Raw genomic sequence first — 17,197 nt, forward strand, 5'->3', positions numbered from 1 at the left:
GGCGTTGCCGGACCCATCCACGGAGAAGAACTTCAGCGTGGTGTCGCTGGAAATGTAGAGGTAGCTGCCGTAGTAGGGCGTGGAGGCCGTGGTCGGCTCGCTGCCATCGAGCGTGTAGTACGTGTTGGCGCACCAGGTGTTGTCGGCGCAGTAGAGGTAGACGTACTGCCCCGAGGAGTACGTGCCGCCCGCTGGCGAGGCGTAGGTAAAGGGGGGCGTCGTGTCGGGAATGATGACGTACGCCTCGGTGTGCACCGGCTCGGCGTTGCCGGCCACGTCCACGGAGAAGAACTTGAGCGTGGTGGTGGCGGTCAGGGAGATGTAGCCGCTGGTGACGGGCGAGCTCGTGGTGGGCGTGGAGCCGTCGGTGGTGTAGTGGATGGCCGCGCAACCGCTGCCGGTGTCATCCGAGCAATACAGGTAGACGTACACGGTCCCGTTGTACGTGCCACCGGGCGGGTAGACCCCGGTGTACGGCGCCACCATGTCCAGGAAGTACCACGCGTACTGGGTGGCGCTCACGTTGCCCACCGTGTCCACCGCGAAGAAGGCGAGGGCCGTGCTGGTGGAGACGGCAATGGGCTCGGTGTACAGGGGCGAGTCCATCGTCGGAGAGGAGCCGTCGGTGGTGTAGTGGATGGCGGCGCACCCGCTGCCGCCGGTGTTGTCCGTGCAGCTCAGGGTGACGCTCTGCGCGCTGTTGTACGTGCCGCTCGCGGGGTCCGCGGACACCGTGGGGCTCTCCGTGTCGATGAGGTACGTCTCGGTCCTGGGGGACTCGGCGTTGCCGGCCGTGTCCACGGAGAAGAACCGCAGCGTGGCATTGGCGGTGATGGAGAAGGGAGCGGTGTACCGCGGAGAGCCCGTCGTCGGGAGGGAGCCGTCGAGGGTGTAGTACGTGGCCGAGCAGCCGCTTCCCGAGCCATCGGCGCAGAGCAGCGTGACGGACTGGGCGCTCCCGTAGGCGCCACCGGCGCGGACGGCCGTCGTCACCGGGGCCACCGTGTCGAGGACGTAGCTCTCGGTCGAGACGCCGCTCACGTTGCCCACCTTGTCCGCCGCGAGGAACTTGAGGGTGGTGCTGGTGGCGATGGTGAGGGGCGCGCTGTAGGTGAGCGAGGAGAGGGTGGGCGTGCTGCCATCGAGCGTGTAGTGGATGGAGGCACACGTGCTGCCGCCGGTGTCCGAGCAGGTGAGGGTGACGCTCTGCGCGGTGCGGTAGGTGCCACCCGGCGGAGCCGCGGCCACGGTGGGCTTGTCCCGGTCGATGACGTAGGTGACGGTCTTCACCGGCTCGGCATTGCCGGCCGCGTCCACGGAGAAGAACTTGAGCGAGGTGGTGGCGGTGAGGGTGAAGGGCGCGGAGTACGTGCTCGAGGAGGACGTGGGCGTGCTGCCATCGAGCGTGTAGTACGTGGCCGCGCAGCCGCTGCCCGCGCCGTCGGTGCACAGCAGCGTGACGGACTGCGAGTCCGCGTAGGGGCCGCCCGGAGGCGTGGCCGTCGTCGTGGGCGCCACGTCGTCGAGGCGATAGAGCTCGGTCTGCACGTCGCTCGCGTTGCCCACCTTGTCCGTCGCGAGGAACTTGAGCGGGGTGGTGGCGGAGACGGTGAGGGGCGCGCTGTAGGTGGCCGAGGCCGTCGTCGGCACGGTGCCGTCGGTGGTGTAGTGGATGGCGGCACACGAGCTGCCACCGGTGTCCGAGCAGGTGAGGGTGATGCTCTGGGCCTTGTTGAAGAGGCCGCCCCTGGGCGAGGCGGAGACCGTCGGCGCCACCTGGTCGAGCGTGTAGAGCGCCACGCGGGTGGGCTCCTTGTTGCCGGCCTTGTCCGTGGAGAAGTAGCGCAGCGTGGTGGTGGCCGTGAGGGACAGGGCGCCGGAGTAGAGCGGCGAGCTGAGGGCGGGCGCGGAGCCGTCCACGGTGTAGTGCGTCTCGGCGCAGCCGCTGCCCGAGGCACCGTCGTCGCAGGCCAGCGTCACGCTCACGGTGCTCCCGTACGTGCCCGCCGCGGGGGTGGCCGTGGTGCTGGGGGCCACCGTGTCGATGGTGTACGTCTCCGTCTGCACGGCCTCCTGATTGCCGGCCAGGTCCACGGAGAAGAACCTCAGCGGGGTGTTGCCGGTGAGGACGAGGGCGCTGGTGTACTTCGCGGAGGCCATCGTCGGCATGGAGCCGTCGACGGTGTAATGCGTCTCGACGCAGCCGCTGCCCACGCCGTCATCGCAGCTGAGCACCACGCTCTGGTTGCTCTTGTAGATGCCTCCCGCCGGAGTGGCCCGGGTGCCAGGCGCCACGGAGTCCAGGTCGTACTCCTCGGTGCGGACGGACTCGGTGTTGTTGGCCTTGTCCACGGAGAAGAAGCGCAGCGTGGTGTTGGCGGTGATGGAGAGGGCCGTGGTGTAGCGCGACGAGCCGTGGGTGGGGGTGGTGCCGTCCAGGGTGTAGTACGTGGCGGCGCAGCCGGCGCCCGTGCCGTCCTTGCACTCCAGCACCACGGTCCGCTCACCCGAGTAGGTGCCGCCGGGTGGGTTGGCGGTGGTGATGGGTGCGGTGAAGTCGAGCGTGTACTGCGCGGTGCCCGTCGGCCCCGGGTTGCCCAGCGTGTCCACGGAGAAGAACTTCAGCGTGGTGCTGGAGGTGATGGAGAGGGCCGTGGTGTAGCGGGCCGAGCCCGTGGTGGGGGGCGAGCCGTCGGTGGTGTAGTACGTGCCCGCGCAGCCGGTGCCCGTGCCGTCATCGCACGCGAGCACCACCGAGACGGGCGTGTTGGAGATGCCGCCCGGCGGGGTGGCCGTGGTGGTGGGGCCGGTCTCGTCGATGACGTACACCGCGCTCACGATCGGCGAGGTGTTGCCCGCGCCGTCCGTGGCGAAGAAGCGCAGCGTGGTGTTGGCGCTCACCAGCAGGGGGGCCGAGTACGCCGGAGAGTTGCTCGAGGGCAGCGTGCCATTGGTGGTGTAGCGGATGGGGCCGCAGCCGGTGCCCAGGCCGTCATCGCACGAGAGCGTCACCGTCTGGGGCGTGTTGTAGTTGCCCGCGGCGGGAGAGGCCACCACGGTGGGCGCCGTGGCGTCGAGCGTGTACTGCGCCATCTTCGCCCCCTCCGTGTTGCCCACCCCGTCCACCGAGAAGAAGCGCAGCGTGGTGCTGGCGGACACGAGCAGGGGCGCGGTGTAGCGGGGCGAGCCCGTCGTGGGCGCGGTGCCGTCGGTGGTGTAGTACGTGGCGGCGCACCCGGTGCCCAGGCCATCCGTGTCCGTGCACAGCAGCGCCACGGTGCGCGCGGAGTTGATGATTCCTCCTTCAGGAGAGGCGACGGTGAGGGGTGGCACCGTGTCCACCACGTAGCTCTGCGTCTGGGCCGTCTCCACGTTGCCCGCCGCGTCCACCGAGAAGAACTTCAGGGTGGTGTTCCTGGCGACGGCCACCGGGCTCGTGTAGCGCGTCGAGCTCGCCGAGGGCGCGGTGCCGTCGGTGGTGAAGAACGTGGCCGCGCACCCGCTGCCCGTGCCGTCCTCGCACGTCAGCGTCACCGTGAGGCTCGCGGTGAAGTTGCCACCCACGGGATTGGCCCGCGTCGACGGCGGCGTCGTGTCCGGGTTCCCGGAGGGAGGAGGCGTGGGATCGGGTTTGCAGGCGCTCGCGAGCGGGAGCGCGAGCAGCACCAGGACGAGCCGGCTCGACCAGGAAGACGTGGAGAACAAATCGATACCCCCAGAATGCATATTTACGGCGGGCGCAGCCTTTCACTGGCCGACACTTCGCCGCAAGTTCCCCTCTCTCGGTGGGTGATGGACTTCCGGAGACCTCCGGGTTTACGGGGTGGTGTCGCCTCGGGGGAGGGGGGGCCGCCGGGGATTCGTGGCCCGCTTCCCCGGGGGCTACTGTGCGGACCCGAGATGCGCTTCAAGTTCGTCCACGCCGCCGACCTGCACCTGGATACGCCCTTCCGGGGCGTGCCCGTCGATTCCGGACTGCTGGGCACCTTCCAGCAGGCCACCTTCCGGGCCTTCTCGCGCATCGTGGACCTGTGCTTGCGCGAGCACGTGGCCTTCCTGCTGCTGGCGGGGGACCTCTTCGACGCGAAGGACCGCTCGGTGCGCGCGCGCCTGGCGCTGCGGCGAGAGCTGGAGCGGCTGCACGTGGCCGGCATCCCCGCCTTCATCGTCCACGGGAATCATGATCCGCTGAGCGGGGACACGGGCGCGCTCGGGTTGCCCGGCTCGGTGAAGGTGTTCGGCCCCGACTGGGAGGAGGTGGAGGTCCGCCGCGAGGGGAAGCTCCTGTGCCGCGTGCAGGGCATCTCCTATCCCGAGGTGGAGGTGCGCGAGAACCTGTCGGCGCGCTTCCGCCGGACGGCGCCGGACTTCACGGTGGGCCTGCTGCACGCGAACCTCGGCGGAGCGGAGGGCCACGCCAACTACGCGCCCTGCTCGGTGGAGGATTTGAGCGCGCGCGGGCTGGACTACTGGGCACTGGGCCACGTGCACACCCGGGCCGAGTACGGGCTCGCCAGTGGCGCGGTGGCGGTGTACCCGGGCAATCCGCAGGGGCGGCACGTGAACGAGCCGGGCGAGCGCGGCTGCGTGCTCGTCGAGGTCGAGGACGGCGGGACGCGGCGCCGCTTCGTGCCGGTGGACCGGGTGCGCTGGCACCGGCTGGAGGTGCCGCTGTCGGGGCTCTCGTCGCTGGATGCGCTCGTGGCCGCGGTGACGGAGCAGGTGGACGCGAGCTGCTCGGACGAGCTGGAGGGCCACGCCGTGCGCCTCACGCTCACGGGCCGGGGGCCGCTGCACCGCGAGCTGGCCCGTCCGGAGGCGCTCGGGCAGTTGGAAGCGGAGTTGCGCGAGCAACTCGCCCGGCGTCACCCGCCCGTGCTGGTGGAGTCCCTGCGCGACGCGAGCCGGCCCGAGTTGGAGCTCGAGACGGTGCGCCTGTCGGGAGGTTTCTCCGGGACGCTGCTGGCCGAGGCCGAGGCGGTGGTGAAGGACCCCGAGGCCCTGGCCGCGCTGTGGGCGGAGGACGCGGAGCTGCGCGCGTTGAGTCAGCGCTTGCAGAGGCTGGGCGTGGACGCCCTGGAGACGCCCCGGCCCGAGTGGGTGGAGCAGGCGGCGGTGCGGGGCGTGGAGCAGCTGCACGAGGAGGAGGGGACGTGAGCGGGGGCTTTCGCATCGACGTGCTGCGCGTCCTCGGCTTCGGCCACTTCTCCGAGCATTCGCTGGAGCTGGGGCCGGGGCTCAACCTGCTGTACGGGCCGAACGAGGCGGGCAAGAGCACGCTGCTCGCGTTCATCCGCACCATGCTCTTCGGCCTCGAGAAGCGGGGCCGCTCGGAGGCGCGGTACGAGCCCGCGTCGGGCACCTTCGGGGGCGAGCTGTGGGTGCGCTCGGACGCGGGCCCGCTGGTGGTGCGGCGCGTGGCGGACCGGCGCGGCCGGGCGCCGCTGACGGTGCTGAGCCCCGAGGGACATGAGCTGCTCCCCTCGCGGCTGGACGAGGCGCTCGCGCATGTGTCCCGGGAGCTGTTCTGCGAGGTGTTCGCCTTCAGCCTGGACGAGCTGTCCAGCTTCGAGAACCTGGCCGAGGAGGACGGTGTCTCCCGGGCGCTGTTCGCCGCCGGGCTGCGAGGCGCGCGCCGGTTGCCGGAGGTGGAGAAGCACCTGGAGAAGCGGACCGGGGAGCTCTTCAAGAAGGGCGCGCAGAGACCCGTGCTCAACCAGGTGCTCCTCCAGCTGGAGGAGGTACGGGCGCAGCTCGACGCGCTGAAGGACCGACCGGAGAAGTACCTCCAGGAGCGCGAGCGGCTGGCGTCCCTCGGGCGCGAGCAGGAGGAGGCGCGGGCCCTCCAGGAGAACATCGCCCGCGAGCTGGAGCGGCTGTCGCGGTTGGAGTCGGCGCTCGGAGACCTGGGAGAGCTGGCGCGGGTGCGAGGCGAGCTGGCCACACTGCCGGAGCTGTCGGCCTTCCCCGTGGGCGGAGAGGACCGGCTGGAGGAACTGCTCCACCGGAGGACGGAAGCGCACGCCCAGCAGGCCCGCGTCGAGGAGCTGTTGTCCGGGGCCGGGGCGGAGCTGGCCCGGCTGTCGGAGGCCTCGGCGGTGCGCGAGCGCGAGGAGCGGCTGCGCTCGGCACTGGGCGCCTTCACGGTGAGGGCGGAGCTCCTGCGGGCACTGCCGGGCCGGCGCGCGGCGCTCGAGGCGAGGCGCTGGGAGGTGGAGCAGGCGCTCGGTGGGTTGGGGCTGGAGGTGGACGCGGCGGGCCTGCTGGCGCTGGAGCTGGGCCCCGCGGCGCGAGGCACCCTGGAGTCGCTGGCGGACCGGCTGTCGAGGGCGGAGGCCGAGCGGCGCGAGGCGGAGGTGGCGCTCGGGAGGGCACGGGTGGAGCGGGAGCGGCTCGAGGCGTCCCTGGCCCGGCTCGAGGAGGAGCGCGCGAAGCTGCCGGACGTGTCCGCGGCGGAGCTTCGCCAGCGGCAGGCGGCGCTGGGCCGCGCGAGGCTCCTGCGCGTGGAGCGGGACCAGGTGTCGGCGCAGCGCACGGAATTCCAGCAGCGGCTCCAGGCCCTGCGAGCGCGGAGTGAGTCCGAGCCCGGAGCGGCCCCCGCGCCCTGGACGGTGCTGCTCGCGGTGGGCGTGGCGGTGGTGTGGGTGGGCGCGCAGTGGCTCCACGCGGGAGGAATGGCGACGGCCATGGCCCTGCTGGGGGCGCTGCTGCTCGTCGTGACGTTGGCGCTCGGCTATGTGCGCTCGTTGCGGAGCCACCAGCAGGCGGTGGAGGCCCACGCGGCGCGCCAGCGGCAGCGAGCGCAGGAGGTGGCCCGGCTGCAGTCGACGCTGGACACCCTGACGGGGCGGCTGGTGGGGCTGGAGCGCGAGCTGGCGGCGGCCGCGAGTGAGGCGGGGGTGGCGGCGCAGGCGACGGTGGCCTCGCTCGCCGGGGCGGACGCGGCGCTGGCGGAGGCGTTGCGGCAGGCCGAGCGCGTGGAGCACCTCGAGCGAGACCGTGAAGCCCGCGAGGCGGAGCGGGACGGCGTGGTGCGCGAGACGCAGGCCGCGGAGCTGGCGGGACGGCGGGCCGAGCTTCAGGCGCGGACGCTCCGGGCCGAGCTGGCCACGTTGCTGGAGGCGCGGGGCTTTCCGGTGGAGCTCTCTCCACAGCGGGCGCTGGCGCTGTGGCGCGACGCGGCCGAGCAGCGGCAACGATTGGTGGCTTTGAGGGCGGAGGAGCAGGCCCTGGCCGCGGACGAGGCCGCCTGTGAAGCGGTCAGCGTCCGGTTGCTCGAGGAGGCCCGGGCCGCGGGGCTCCCGGAGGGGACGGCGGAGTCGGTGGCGACCGGCGTGGCCTCGGCGTTGGAGTCGCTGAAGGAGCGGGAAGCGGAAGCACGGGCCCTGCGGGCGCGAGCGGACGGATGGGCGGCGGAGCGGGCCCGGCTCGTGCGCCTCCGCGAGTCCGAGGAGCAGGCGGTGGCGGCGCTGCTGGCCCAGGGCGGGAGTGACTCCGAGGAGTCCTTCCGTCACCGGGCCCGTCAGGCGGAGCGCTTCGAGGTGCTCACCCGCCGCGTGAGGGAGCTGACGGGGCGCATCGAAGCGGCCACGGGCCAGGAGGTGGCGGCGGCGCGCGAGGCCATCCAGGCGGCGGGCGGCGAGGAGCGGCTGAAGGAGAAGCTGGGGCAGCTGCGGATGCAGGCGCCCGCCTGTGCGAAGCGCCTCGAGGCCCTGCACACCGAGTACGGTGAGGCCCGGAGTCTGCTCGCGCAGTGGGAGGGCGACGAGCGGGTGGCGGAGCTGCGGATTCAAGAGGAGCGGCTGCGGGCCCAGGCCGCGGAGCTGGCCACACGCTACGCCACGGACAAGCTGGCGCTGACGTTGCTGGCGCGGGCGCGCAGACGCTTCGAGGAGGAGCAGCAGCCCCGGGTCATCCAACTGGCCTCGGAGCACTTCGCGACGCTCACCCAGGGCCGGTACCGGCGCGCGTTCATCCCCGCGGGAGGCAAGCGGGAGCTGCGGGTGAGCGATGGGCGCGGGGACTGGAGCGCCGAGCAGCTCTCACGAGGCACGCGGGAGCAGCTCTACCTGGCGTTCCGTCTGGCGGTCATCCAGGACTTCGGGGAGACGCGCGGGGCGCTGCCGCTCATCGTGGACGACATCCTGGTGAACTTCGACCTGGAGCGCACGCGCGGCACGTTGCGGCTGCTGGCCGAGCTCTCCGAGCGCCACCAGGTCATCGCCTTCACCTGCCACCCGTGGCTGCGCGAGCTCTTCGAGGCCGAGGGCGCGCGGGTGGTGGAGCTGGCGTCCGGGGTGCAGGCAAAGACAGAGGCCACGACCCCCGAGAAGGGAGCCGTGGCCGCGTCGATGCGTCACCGGTGAGGGTACCGGGCCTTACCCGGGTTGCCCCCCTGGAGCCGGAATCAGAACTGGTGCGCCTCGGTGGAGTCGTTGAGGGCGAGCGTGCTGGAGCAGCCGCCGGAGATGACCTCGGCCACCTTGTCGAAGTAGCCGGTGCCCACCTCGCGCTGGTGGCGCGTGGCGGTGTAGCCGTCCTTCTCCGAGCCGAACTCCTTCTGCTGCAGCTCGGAGTAGGCCGCCATGCCGCGGTCCTTGTAGTTCCGCGCCAGCTCGTACATCGAGTAGTTGAGCGCGTGGAAGCCGGCCAGGGTGACGAACTGGAACTTGTAGCCCATGGCGCCCAGCTCGCGCTGGAACTTCGCGATGGTCTTGTCGTCCAGGTTCTTCTTCCAGTTGAAGGACGGCGAGCAGTTGTAGGCCAGCAGCTTGTTGGGGAACTTCGCGCGGATGCCCTCGGCGAACTTCCTGGCCTGGGCGAGGTCCGGGGTGCTCGTCTCGCACCAGATGAGGTCCGCGAACGGCGCGTAGGCCAGGCCGCGGGCGATGGCGCACTCCACGCCGCCCCTGAGGCGGTAGAAGCCCTCGGCCGAGCGGCCCGCCTTGCGGTCGATGAAGGCGTGGTCGTACTCGTCCGCGTCGCTCATCAGCAGCTTGGCGCTGTCGGCGTCCGTGCGGGCCACGAGGATGGTGGGCACGCCCATCACGTCCGCCGCGAGGCGCGCCGCCGTCAGCGTGCGGATGAAGTTGTTGGTGGGCACCAGCACCTTGCCGCCCATGTGGCCGCACTTCTTCTCGCTGGCGAGCTGGTCCTCGAAGTGCACGCCGGCGGCGCCCGCTTCAATCATGGACTTCATCAGCTCGTAGGCGTTGAGCGGCCCGCCGAAGCCCGCCTCCGCGTCCGCCATGATGGGGGCGAACCAGTAGCGCTCGCGCTTGCCCTCGGCGCAGTCAATCTGGTCCGCGCGGCGCAGGGAGGCGTTGATGCGGCGCACCACGTTGGGGACGCTGTCCACCGGATAGAGGCTCTGGTCCGGGTACATCTGCCCGGCGGTGTTGGCGTCGGCCGCCACCTGCCAGCCCGAGAGGTAGATGGCCTCGAGGCCCGCTCGCACCATCTGCACCGCCTGGTTGCCGGTGAGGGCGCCGAGCGCGTGCACGTAGCCCTTCGTGTTCAGCAGCTCCCACAGCCGCTTGGAGCCCATCTCGGCCAGCGTGTAGCTGATGCGGATGGAGCCGCGCAGCTTCTCCACGTCCGCCTCCGAGTAGTTGCGCTTGATGCCCTCGAAGCGCTGGGCGTGGAGCTTGGCGTGGGGAGAGGCGTCATTCGTCGTCGTCACGGCGTCGTACATGTCTGGGCTCCTCGAAGTCAGAAGGTAGGTACGTGTGAAGCGAAACGGGACTGCGGTTCCGGTAGGACGGCCTCTCAGCCGTGGGACATCAGGGCCTCGTAAGCGGGCAGGGTGAGGAAGTCCTCGAAGCGCGGCGCGGTGGAGAGCTTCTCGAAGAGCTCCCGCGCCTCCTTCAGGCGCTCGGCGCCGTAGCGCTCGGCGGCGCCCTCGGCTTCCATGTGCTTCATCTCCTCGGCGAGCACCTGGCGGAAGCGCTCCGCGGTGACGGGCTTGCCGTCGGTGAGCGGCACGCGGTGGTGGAGCCACTGCCACACCTGGGCGCGGGAGATTTCCGCGGTGGCCGCGTCCTCCATGAGGTTGTAGAGCGGCACGCAGCCCAGGCCCCCGAGCCAGGCGGCCATGTACTGCACGCCCACGCGGATGTTGTGGCGCAGGCCCTCCTCGCTGCGCGTGCCCTGGGGCATGGCGATGAGGTCCGCTTCCGAGATGCGCACGTCCGGGCGCTTGTTGGACAGCTGGTTCGGCCCGGGCATGTGCTTGTCGAAGAGGGCGCGGGCCACCGGCACGAGGCCCGGGTGGGCCACCCAGGTGCCGTCATGGCCGTCGCGCACCTCGCGCTCCTTGTCCGCGCGCACCTTGGCGAGCGCCGTCTCGTTGGCGGCCGGGTCGCTCTTGATGGGGATGAAGGCCGCCATGCCGCCCATGGCGTGCACGTTGCGGCGGTGGCACACCTGGATGAGGCGCAGCGAGTAGTTGTGCAGGAAGGCCTTGTCCATCGTCACCTGCCCGCGGTCGGGCAGGACGAACTGGGGGTCCGCCTGCAGCTTCTTGATGAAGCTGAAGATGTAGTCCCAGCGGCCGCAGTTGAGCCCCGCCGAGTGCTCGCGCAGCTCGTAGAGGATTTCGTCCATCTCGAAGGCGGCCGGCAGCGTCTCGATGAGGACGGTGGCCTTGATGGAGCCGCGCGCGATGCCCAGCTCGCTCTGGGCCAGGTGGAACACGTCGTTCCACAGCCGGGCCTCCAGGTGGCTCTCCATCTTCGGCAGGTAGAAGTACGGCCCGCTGCCCTTCTCCAGCAGCGCCTTGGCGTTGTGGAAGAAGTAGAGGCCGAAGTCGAAGAGGGACGCGGACACCGGCTTGCCGTCCACCTCCAGGTGGCGCTCCAGCAGGTGCCAGCCGCGCGGGCGGGCGAAGAGCACCGCCGTCTTCTCGTGGAGCGCGTAGTGCTTGCCGTTGTCGGCCGTGTAGCTGATGGTGCCGCGCACCGCGTCGCGCAGGTTGAGCTGCCCGCGCACCACGTTGTCCCAGGTCGGGCTGTTGGCGTCCTCGAAGTCCGCCATGAAGACGCTCGCCCCCGAGTTGAGCGCGTTGATGATCATCTTGCGCTCCACCGGGCCGGTGATCTCCACCCGCCGGTCGAGCAAGTCGTTGGGCAGCGGGGAGACGGTCCACTCCGATTCCCGGATGTCGCGCGTGTCGGGGAGGAAGTGGGGACGCTCGCCCTTGTCGTAGGCGGCCTGCACGGCCTTGCGCCGCTCCAGGAGCGACTCGCGGCGGGCGCCGAAGGTCCGGGCCAGCTTCGCCACGAACTCGAGCGCCGCGGGGGTGAGCACCGTCGCGTACTCGGGCAGCCAGGCGCCGCGCAGGGTGATGCCCTGGCCCAGGGTCCCATGCCCTTCGGTACGTTGCGGAGACGAGGAGGAGGGGACGGCCGCGTCCATTCAAAGCTCCTTGACGGGGTGCGTTGTAAAAGCCCCCAACGGGCTCCAATCTGTGTCCTGTCAGAGGCAGTGTGAAGTGCTCGCGTTCAGAAGTCGATAGCTTTGTAAGGATGTCAACACGGTCGGGATTAAACTTGTAAATTGACCGACGTGAAAAACGCTCGGCGAGCGGGCGATGCAATGGGGCGGGACCTGGCGCGTAGGGAGGAATGAGGCCGGCGGGTTCGGCGCGCCTCCACGAGGAGCGGAGCCATGGACGAGATGAAGCAGTGCGCGGCGTGCAAGATGGACATCCGGGCGGATGCCACGAAGTGCCCGCACTGCCGCGAGCGGCAGCCGGGGGAGCCGATGAACCGGGGGGGCCCGGGACGGGTGCTGGGCGGGGTGTGCACGATGCTGGCGCGCTCGCTGGGCGTGGACGTGGCGCTGGTGCGTCTGGCATTCGTGGTGGCCCTGGTGGTGACGGGCGGCACGGCGCTGGGCGTCTACCTGCTGCTGTGGCTGCTCACGCCGGCGGCGGCGGGGAGCCGGGCGCCGGTGCAGCGGGTGATGGGGTGGGTGGGGAAGGTGGCGGGCACGCCCGTGGAGGAGCCCCGCTACGAGCGCCGCGTCTGAGGGCCGCCTGCCCTCCGTGAGTTCGTAAAAGCCGGGCGGGGTGGGGGCGCGATGTGTTCCCGGGGTGGGTGCCCGGGTTTGTCAACGCGCCTCCCTGCCCGTGGGGCGACATGACGTCAGAGGTCAGGTATACTCTGGGCGCATGACTCAGGAAACCGGTGGGGAGTGGGCGGGGCGGCTTGCGGCTGTCGAGCTGGGACTGCATTCTGAGGGCATGAGCGACGAGCGGGCCCGGCGCGATGCCCTCTATGCGCAGCTGGAGACGCTCCCACCCAACTTGGTGGGTGAGATTCTCGGGGGCGAGCTGTACGCGAGTCCGCAGCTGCGGCCCAGGCACATGCGGGCAGCCGGTCGGCTATTGATCGTGCTGGATCCGTTCGACCGCGATCCGGGAGAGGAGGGGCCCGGAGGCTGGGTGCTTCTCTTCGAGCCCGAACTGCACCTGGGAGACGAGGTGCTGGTGCCGGACCTGGCCGGGTGGCGCCGGGAACGGATGCTCGAGCTGCCCGAGCCCGTGGGAATCGAGCTCGCTCCGGACTGGGTCTGCGAGGTGCTGTCACCTTCGACGGCGGCGATCGACAAGGGCCGGAAGATGGGCTCCTACGCGCGCGAGGGCGTGAAGCACCTGTGGCTCGTGGACCCCGCGCTGCAATCGTTGGATACGTACCGGCTGGAGAACGGCCGCTGGGTGCTGCTGGGCACGCACGTGGGCGAGGTGACGGTGCAGGCCGAGCCCTTCGAGGCCCTGGGCCTGAAGCTGGGCCGCCTCTGGAGGCGTTGATCAGGGCAGCTTGGGGCGGATGGGGCGGGGCGCGTCCGGGTTGACGTCGAGCAGGCGCACGCCGTCTCCCTCTCGCACCGTGCCTCCGCGCAGCACCTTCGCCAGCTGCCCCCGCTGGCCCCACGACTCCTTGAGCAGGCCCGGGCGGAGGCGCTCGAGCTTCGAGCAGGGCACGCAGGGCTCGGTCAGCTCCACCACCACCTCGACGCCCAACGCCAGGCGCTGCCCCGCCGGCAGGGACTCCAGCGGCAGCCCGGCGATGACCACGTTCTCCTTCAGCTCGCCCGCCCCGAGCCGCAGCGCGGCATGAGAGGCCTCGTCCAGCAGCAGGAGCTGCCGCTTGCCGTTCGGCTTCTTCTTCCCATGCCGGTCCCCCTGGAAGCCCCGGCCCTCGAGGGCCTCGGCCTCCGGGACACGCTTCATGGGGGTGCCCCGCTCCTGGGCGAGCAGCAATGCGCGGATGGTGCCGGTGGGAGTGTCCACTTCCTGAATCCTGCGCGGGGGCTCCTCCCACCGCAAGACGGATGCGGGGGGGCCCGGGCGCGGGGCGAGCGGGCCCGTGTTATCGCACCGGCTCCCGCCGAGGAGGCAACCACCGTGAGCAACCAGAACGTCCGCATCGAGAAGGACACGTTCGGTCCCATCGAGGTCCCGGCCGATCGCCTGTGGGGCGCGCAGACGCAGCGCAGCCGGCAGAACTTCGCCATCTCCACCGAGCGCATGCCGCTGGCCCTCATCCGCGCCCTGGTGCTCGTGAAGAAGGCCGCGGCACTCGTCAACATGGAGAATGGCTCGCTGCCCCGAGACAAGGGCGAGGCCCTCGTGAAGGCCGCCAACGAGGTGCTCGACGGCCAGCACGACGAGGAGTTCCCCCTGCTGGTGTGGCAGACGGGCAGCGGCACCCAGACGAACATGAACGTCAACGAGGTGCTGGCCAACCGGGCCTCGGAGCTGCTCGGCGGCGAGCGCGGTGAGGGCCGCAAGGTGCACCCCAACGACGACGTCAACAAGGGGCAGAGCTCCAACGACGTCTTCCCCACCGCCATGAGCGTGGCCGCCGCCGAGTCCGTGGTGCGCAACGTGCTCCCCGAGCTGCACGCCCTGCGCGACGTGCTCGCGGAGCGCTCGGAGAAGTTCCGGGACATCGTGAAGATTGGGCGCACGCACCTGCAGGACGCCACGCCGCTCACGCTGGGCCAGGAGTTCAGCGGCTACGTGGCGCAGCTCGAGCACGCGCGCCGGCACCTGGAGGCCGCGCTGCCGCACCTGTTCGAGCTGGCGCTCGGGGGCACCGCGGTGGGCACGGGCCTCAACGCCCCCAAGGGCTTCGCCGAGCGTGTGGCCCAGGAGCTCGCCCGCCTCACCGGTCTGTCCTTCGTCACCGCGCCCAACAAGTTCGAGGCGCTCGCGGCCAATGATGCGCTGGTGCACGCGCACGGCGCGCTCAAGGGCCTGGCCGCCTCGCTCTTCAAGATAGCGAACGACGTGCGCTGGCTGGCGTCGGGGCCGCGCTCGGGCATCGGCGAAATCACCATCCCCGAGAACGAGCCGGGCAGCTCCATCATGCCGGGCAAGGTGAACCCCACGCAGTCCGAGGCGCTCACCATGCTGTGCGCGCAGGTGATGGGCAACGACGTGGCCATTTCGCTGGGCGGCGCGTCCGGCAACTTCGAGCTGAACGTCTTCAAGCCGCTGCTCGCCCACAACTTCCTGCAGAGCTGCCGGCTGCTGGCGGACGGGATGCGCAGCTTCCGGCTGCACTGCGCGGTGGGCATCGAGCCGAACCCCGTGCGCCTCAAGGAGAACCTGGAGCGCTCGCTGATGCTCGTCACCGCGCTCAACCCGCACATCGGCTACGACAACGCCGCCAGGATTGCCAAGAAGGCGCACAAGGAGGGCAAGACGCTCAAGGAGGTGGCGGTGGAGCTGGGCCTGCTCACCGCCGAGCAGTTCGACCAGTGGGTGCGCCCGGAGAAGATGATCGGCAACCTGTAGCTCCGGTGCACCCGGGGCCCACTTCCCCGGGGCCGAAGCGCGGCCCCGAGGGAGCAGAGCGTCACCCGCCTACCGCTGGCGCCGGGGAGCGCGGGAAGGGCGGCCCGGCCGCAGCAGCCACAGCAACAGTCCCGTGGCCGCGAACGTGGCGCCCGGCACCGAGCTGCAACCCCCGCCCTCCGAGTCACCCTGGGGCGTCAACCGCGAGCTGTCGTCCGGGGCCGGAGCTTCAATCGGCTCGGAGGGAGCGGGGCTCGGCGCGGGCGTCGTCGGGATGCGCACGAGGTGTCCCGTCACCCTGAACTCGGTCTCGGTGACGCCGCTCTTGAGCGCCACCTTGCCGAGGTCATCGGTGGGAGGCGCATCCGAGCGGAAGGCGAAGCGGTCCGCCAGGAGCACCTCGGTCCCGCCCGGAGGCCGCACCCAGACGCTGTACGTCTTGGCGTTCAGGTCCGTGCGCATGCGCACGTGGTAGGTGGTGTTGGCCACGTAGGGCTGGCTCACGAGCGCGGCGTAGTTCGCCCCATTGCGCACGTCGAAGAAGCCGGAGTTGTTCATGCGCACCGCCATGGCCAGGCTGGGGTAGCCGGTGACGGTGGTGGAAGTGTCCGCGTAGCCGATGACGCCGTCGATGGGCTTGGCAAGCGGCGTCACGTCGAACTCGGTCTCCCGCAGCCCGGTGTTGCCCGTTCCCAGGTCGTGCACGCTCTGGGCCCAATTGAGCGTGGAGGTCCATTGCTGCGGGGTCTGGGTCTCGGACCGGATGGAGTGGTTCGTCACCCGGAACTCGTCGTTGAAGTGGCCGCTCTTGAGCGACACCTTGCCAATGTCGCTGATGGCGGGCGCATCCGAGCGGAAGGCGAAGCGGTCCGCCAGGAGCACCTCGGCCCCGCCCTGGGGCGTCACCCAGACGCTGTAGTTCCTGGCGCCCAGGTCCGCGCGGATGCGCACGTGGTAGGTGGCCTTGGCCTCGTAGGGCACGCTCGCGAGCGCGGCGTATTCCCCACCCCGGCGCACGTCGAGGAAGCCGCTCGGGTTCATGCGCACCGCCATGGGCAGGCTGGAGTACGCGGTGACGCTGACGGAGCTCCCCGTGTAGCCGACGACACCGTCGATGACCTTGCTCAGCGGGGTGACGTCGTACTCGATGATGCGCACCCCGGTGTTGCCCGTGCCCAGGCTCTGCACACTCTCGGGGAAGCCGAGCGTCGAGCGCCAGCCGGTCACATTCCACAGCTTGAAGCGGCTCAGCGCCTCGACGAAGTAGTAGTCCCCGTAGATGAGGCTCTTGTCGATGTCCTCACCCGAAGGCTTGATGGGCGTTTTGTAGAACGCCGTGCCGTGCAGGAGGATGCCGGGGCCGCCGCTGGTGGCCGGGTTCAAGTAGGCCGTGGAGCTGAGGCTGTCGAGCGTCGAGAGCGCGGCGTTGCGGTAGCGCTGGGCCGTGGCCGGATCCGTGACGTACTGGCTCAGCTCCAGGAGCGCCGAGGCGACGGCGGCGGCGGCCGAGGAGTCCTTCTGCTGCGAGGGCGCGTTGAAGTCCCAGTTGGGGACGAAGTCCGCGGGCAGATGGGACAGCCAGTACTCGGTGACCTTCTGGGCGGCCTGCAGCATGCGCGCGTCGCGCGTGTACCGGTACGCCATGGTGAAGCCGTAGATGGCCCACGCCTGGCCCCGGGACCACGTGGAGCTGTTGGAGAACCCCTGGAAGGTGCTCTTGCTGATGACGCCGCCCGAGGTGTTGTAGTCCACCACGTGGAAGGTGCCGCCGTCGGCGCGGACCATGTCCGCCGCGGTCTTCAGCGCATGGCTCAGCGCCATGTTGTTCCATGCGGGGTCTCCGCCGTTGCGCGCCGCCCAGAAGAGCAGCTCCAGGTCCATCATCGTGTCCGTCACCATGGGCACGTGCCAGACCGGGTCATTCCAATCACAGCAATCGATGACGCCCACCGTGGAGTTGTAGCGCCGGGCCAGCGTGTCCGCGGCCGTGAGCATCACCTGGTGGTAGTACTCATCCCCCGTCAGCCGGTACGCCTGGCCGTAGCTGGTCATGAACTTGAAGCCGATATCGTGGGTGATCTGCCGGATATCGCTCTGGGTCTTCTGGACCTCGAGGCTGCGCGTCCAGGCATCCGCCTTGCCGCGCCAGAAGGGGTCCCTTCCCTGGTCGTACATGAGCCAGAGCTGGCCGGGGAAGAAGCCCTGGACCCAGTCGATGTTGGCGGTGTTGGGGACGAGCCTCCAGCTGACGTCATCCGTCGTGGCCTTGGGGTACTGAGTCGTCGGAATGGCTGGGTTGGTGGCCGTGGCACGCAGCTTCTGCTGGGCGACTTGCAGGGCCCGGTCCGCCGTCGCGTCATCGAAGGCCCGCGCCGGCAGCGCCGCGAGCAC

The 17,197-nt window shown here is 70.5% G+C and carries 10 protein-coding genes; 5 read left to right on the plus strand and 5 right to left on the minus strand.

Annotated elements, in window-relative coordinates:
• A partial coding sequence (locus ACJ8AN_RS36290) for a chitobiase/beta-hexosaminidase C-terminal domain-containing protein (protein WP_407760166.1) occupies positions 1-3,705 on the minus strand: 3,705 nt, incomplete at its 3' end.
• A gap of 195 nt (positions 3,706-3,900) precedes the next feature.
• Between ACJ8AN_RS36290 and ACJ8AN_RS36295 the strand changes: the two genes are divergently transcribed.
• Together ACJ8AN_RS36295 and ACJ8AN_RS36300 are read left to right on the plus strand one after the other, a co-directional pair.
• Positions 3,901-5,157, plus strand: a complete 1,257-nt coding sequence (locus tag ACJ8AN_RS36295) for an exonuclease SbcCD subunit D (RefSeq protein ID WP_407760167.1) — start codon at positions 3,901-3,903, stop codon at positions 5,155-5,157.
• A complete protein-coding gene (locus tag ACJ8AN_RS36300) occupies positions 5,154-8,366 on the plus strand; it encodes an AAA family ATPase (protein ID WP_407760168.1) in 3,213 nt (1,070 codons plus the stop codon). Before ACJ8AN_RS36295 ends, ACJ8AN_RS36300 begins: the two co-directional genes overlap by 4 nt.
• A 41-nt stretch (positions 8,367-8,407) precedes the next feature.
• On the opposite strand, the gene aceA is transcribed toward ACJ8AN_RS36300, so the two are convergent.
• Together aceA and aceB are read right to left on the minus strand one after the other, a co-directional pair.
• Positions 8,408-9,694, minus strand: coding sequence for an isocitrate lyase (aceA, locus tag ACJ8AN_RS36305; RefSeq protein ID WP_407760169.1), 1,287 nt, complete (start codon positions 9,692-9,694; stop codon positions 8,408-8,410).
• Positions 9,695-9,768: 74 nt separating this feature from the next.
• Complete coding sequence (gene aceB / locus ACJ8AN_RS36310; RefSeq protein WP_407760170.1) at positions 9,769-11,415, minus strand: malate synthase A; 1,647 nt, start codon at positions 11,413-11,415, stop codon at positions 9,769-9,771.
• Between the two features lie 252 nt (positions 11,416-11,667).
• On the opposite strand from aceB, the gene ACJ8AN_RS36315 reads away from it, so the two are divergent.
• Together ACJ8AN_RS36315 and ACJ8AN_RS36320 are read left to right on the plus strand one after the other, a co-directional pair.
• A complete protein-coding gene (locus ACJ8AN_RS36315) occupies positions 11,668-12,030 on the plus strand; it encodes a PspC domain-containing protein (RefSeq protein WP_407760171.1) in 363 nt (120 codons plus the stop codon).
• A 214-nt stretch (positions 12,031-12,244) separates the two neighbouring features.
• The gene (locus tag ACJ8AN_RS36320) at positions 12,245-12,811 is read left to right on the plus strand and encodes a Uma2 family endonuclease (RefSeq protein WP_407760172.1); all 567 of its coding nucleotides are present in this window, start codon (positions 12,245-12,247) and stop codon (positions 12,809-12,811) included.
• Here ACJ8AN_RS36320 and ACJ8AN_RS36325 read toward each other — a convergent pair whose 3' ends face one another.
• Complete coding sequence (locus tag ACJ8AN_RS36325) at positions 12,812-13,294, minus strand: MOSC domain-containing protein (protein WP_407760173.1); 483 nt, start codon at positions 13,292-13,294, stop codon at positions 12,812-12,814.
• Between the two features lie 114 nt (positions 13,295-13,408).
• On the opposite strand from ACJ8AN_RS36325, the gene fumC reads away from it, so the two are divergent.
• Complete coding sequence (fumC, locus tag ACJ8AN_RS36330) at positions 13,409-14,806, plus strand: class II fumarate hydratase (RefSeq protein ID WP_407760174.1); 1,398 nt, start codon at positions 13,409-13,411, stop codon at positions 14,804-14,806.
• A gap of 69 nt (positions 14,807-14,875) precedes the next feature.
• Here fumC and ACJ8AN_RS36335 read toward each other — a convergent pair whose 3' ends face one another.
• Positions 14,876-17,197 carry a glycoside hydrolase family 88 protein gene (locus ACJ8AN_RS36335; RefSeq protein WP_407760175.1) on the minus strand — a complete coding sequence of 774 codons (2,322 nt, stop codon included), beginning with the start codon at positions 17,195-17,197 and terminating at the stop codon, positions 14,876-14,878.

Origin of the sequence: Archangium sp. (assembly GCF_045802675.1) — a bacterium.
Lineage (GTDB): Bacteria > Myxococcota > Myxococcia > Myxococcales > Myxococcaceae > Archangium.

What these genes read in the sequence shown, in the direction of transcription:
- ACJ8AN_RS36295 (WP_407760167.1), top strand. Translation starts at nt 3,901, where the DNA reads ATGCGCTTCAAGTTCGTCCACGCCGCCGACCTGCACCTGGATACGCCC.
- aceA (WP_407760169.1), bottom strand. Translation starts at nt 9,694, where the DNA reads ATGTACGACGCCGTGACGACGACGAATGACGCCTCTCCCCACGCCAAG.
- aceB (WP_407760170.1), bottom strand. Translation starts at nt 11,415, where the DNA reads ATGGACGCGGCCGTCCCCTCCTCCTCGTCTCCGCAACGTACCGAAGGG.
- ACJ8AN_RS36315 (WP_407760171.1), top strand. Translation starts at nt 11,668, where the DNA reads ATGGACGAGATGAAGCAGTGCGCGGCGTGCAAGATGGACATCCGGGCG.
- ACJ8AN_RS36320 (WP_407760172.1), top strand. Translation starts at nt 12,245, where the DNA reads ATGAGCGACGAGCGGGCCCGGCGCGATGCCCTCTATGCGCAGCTGGAG.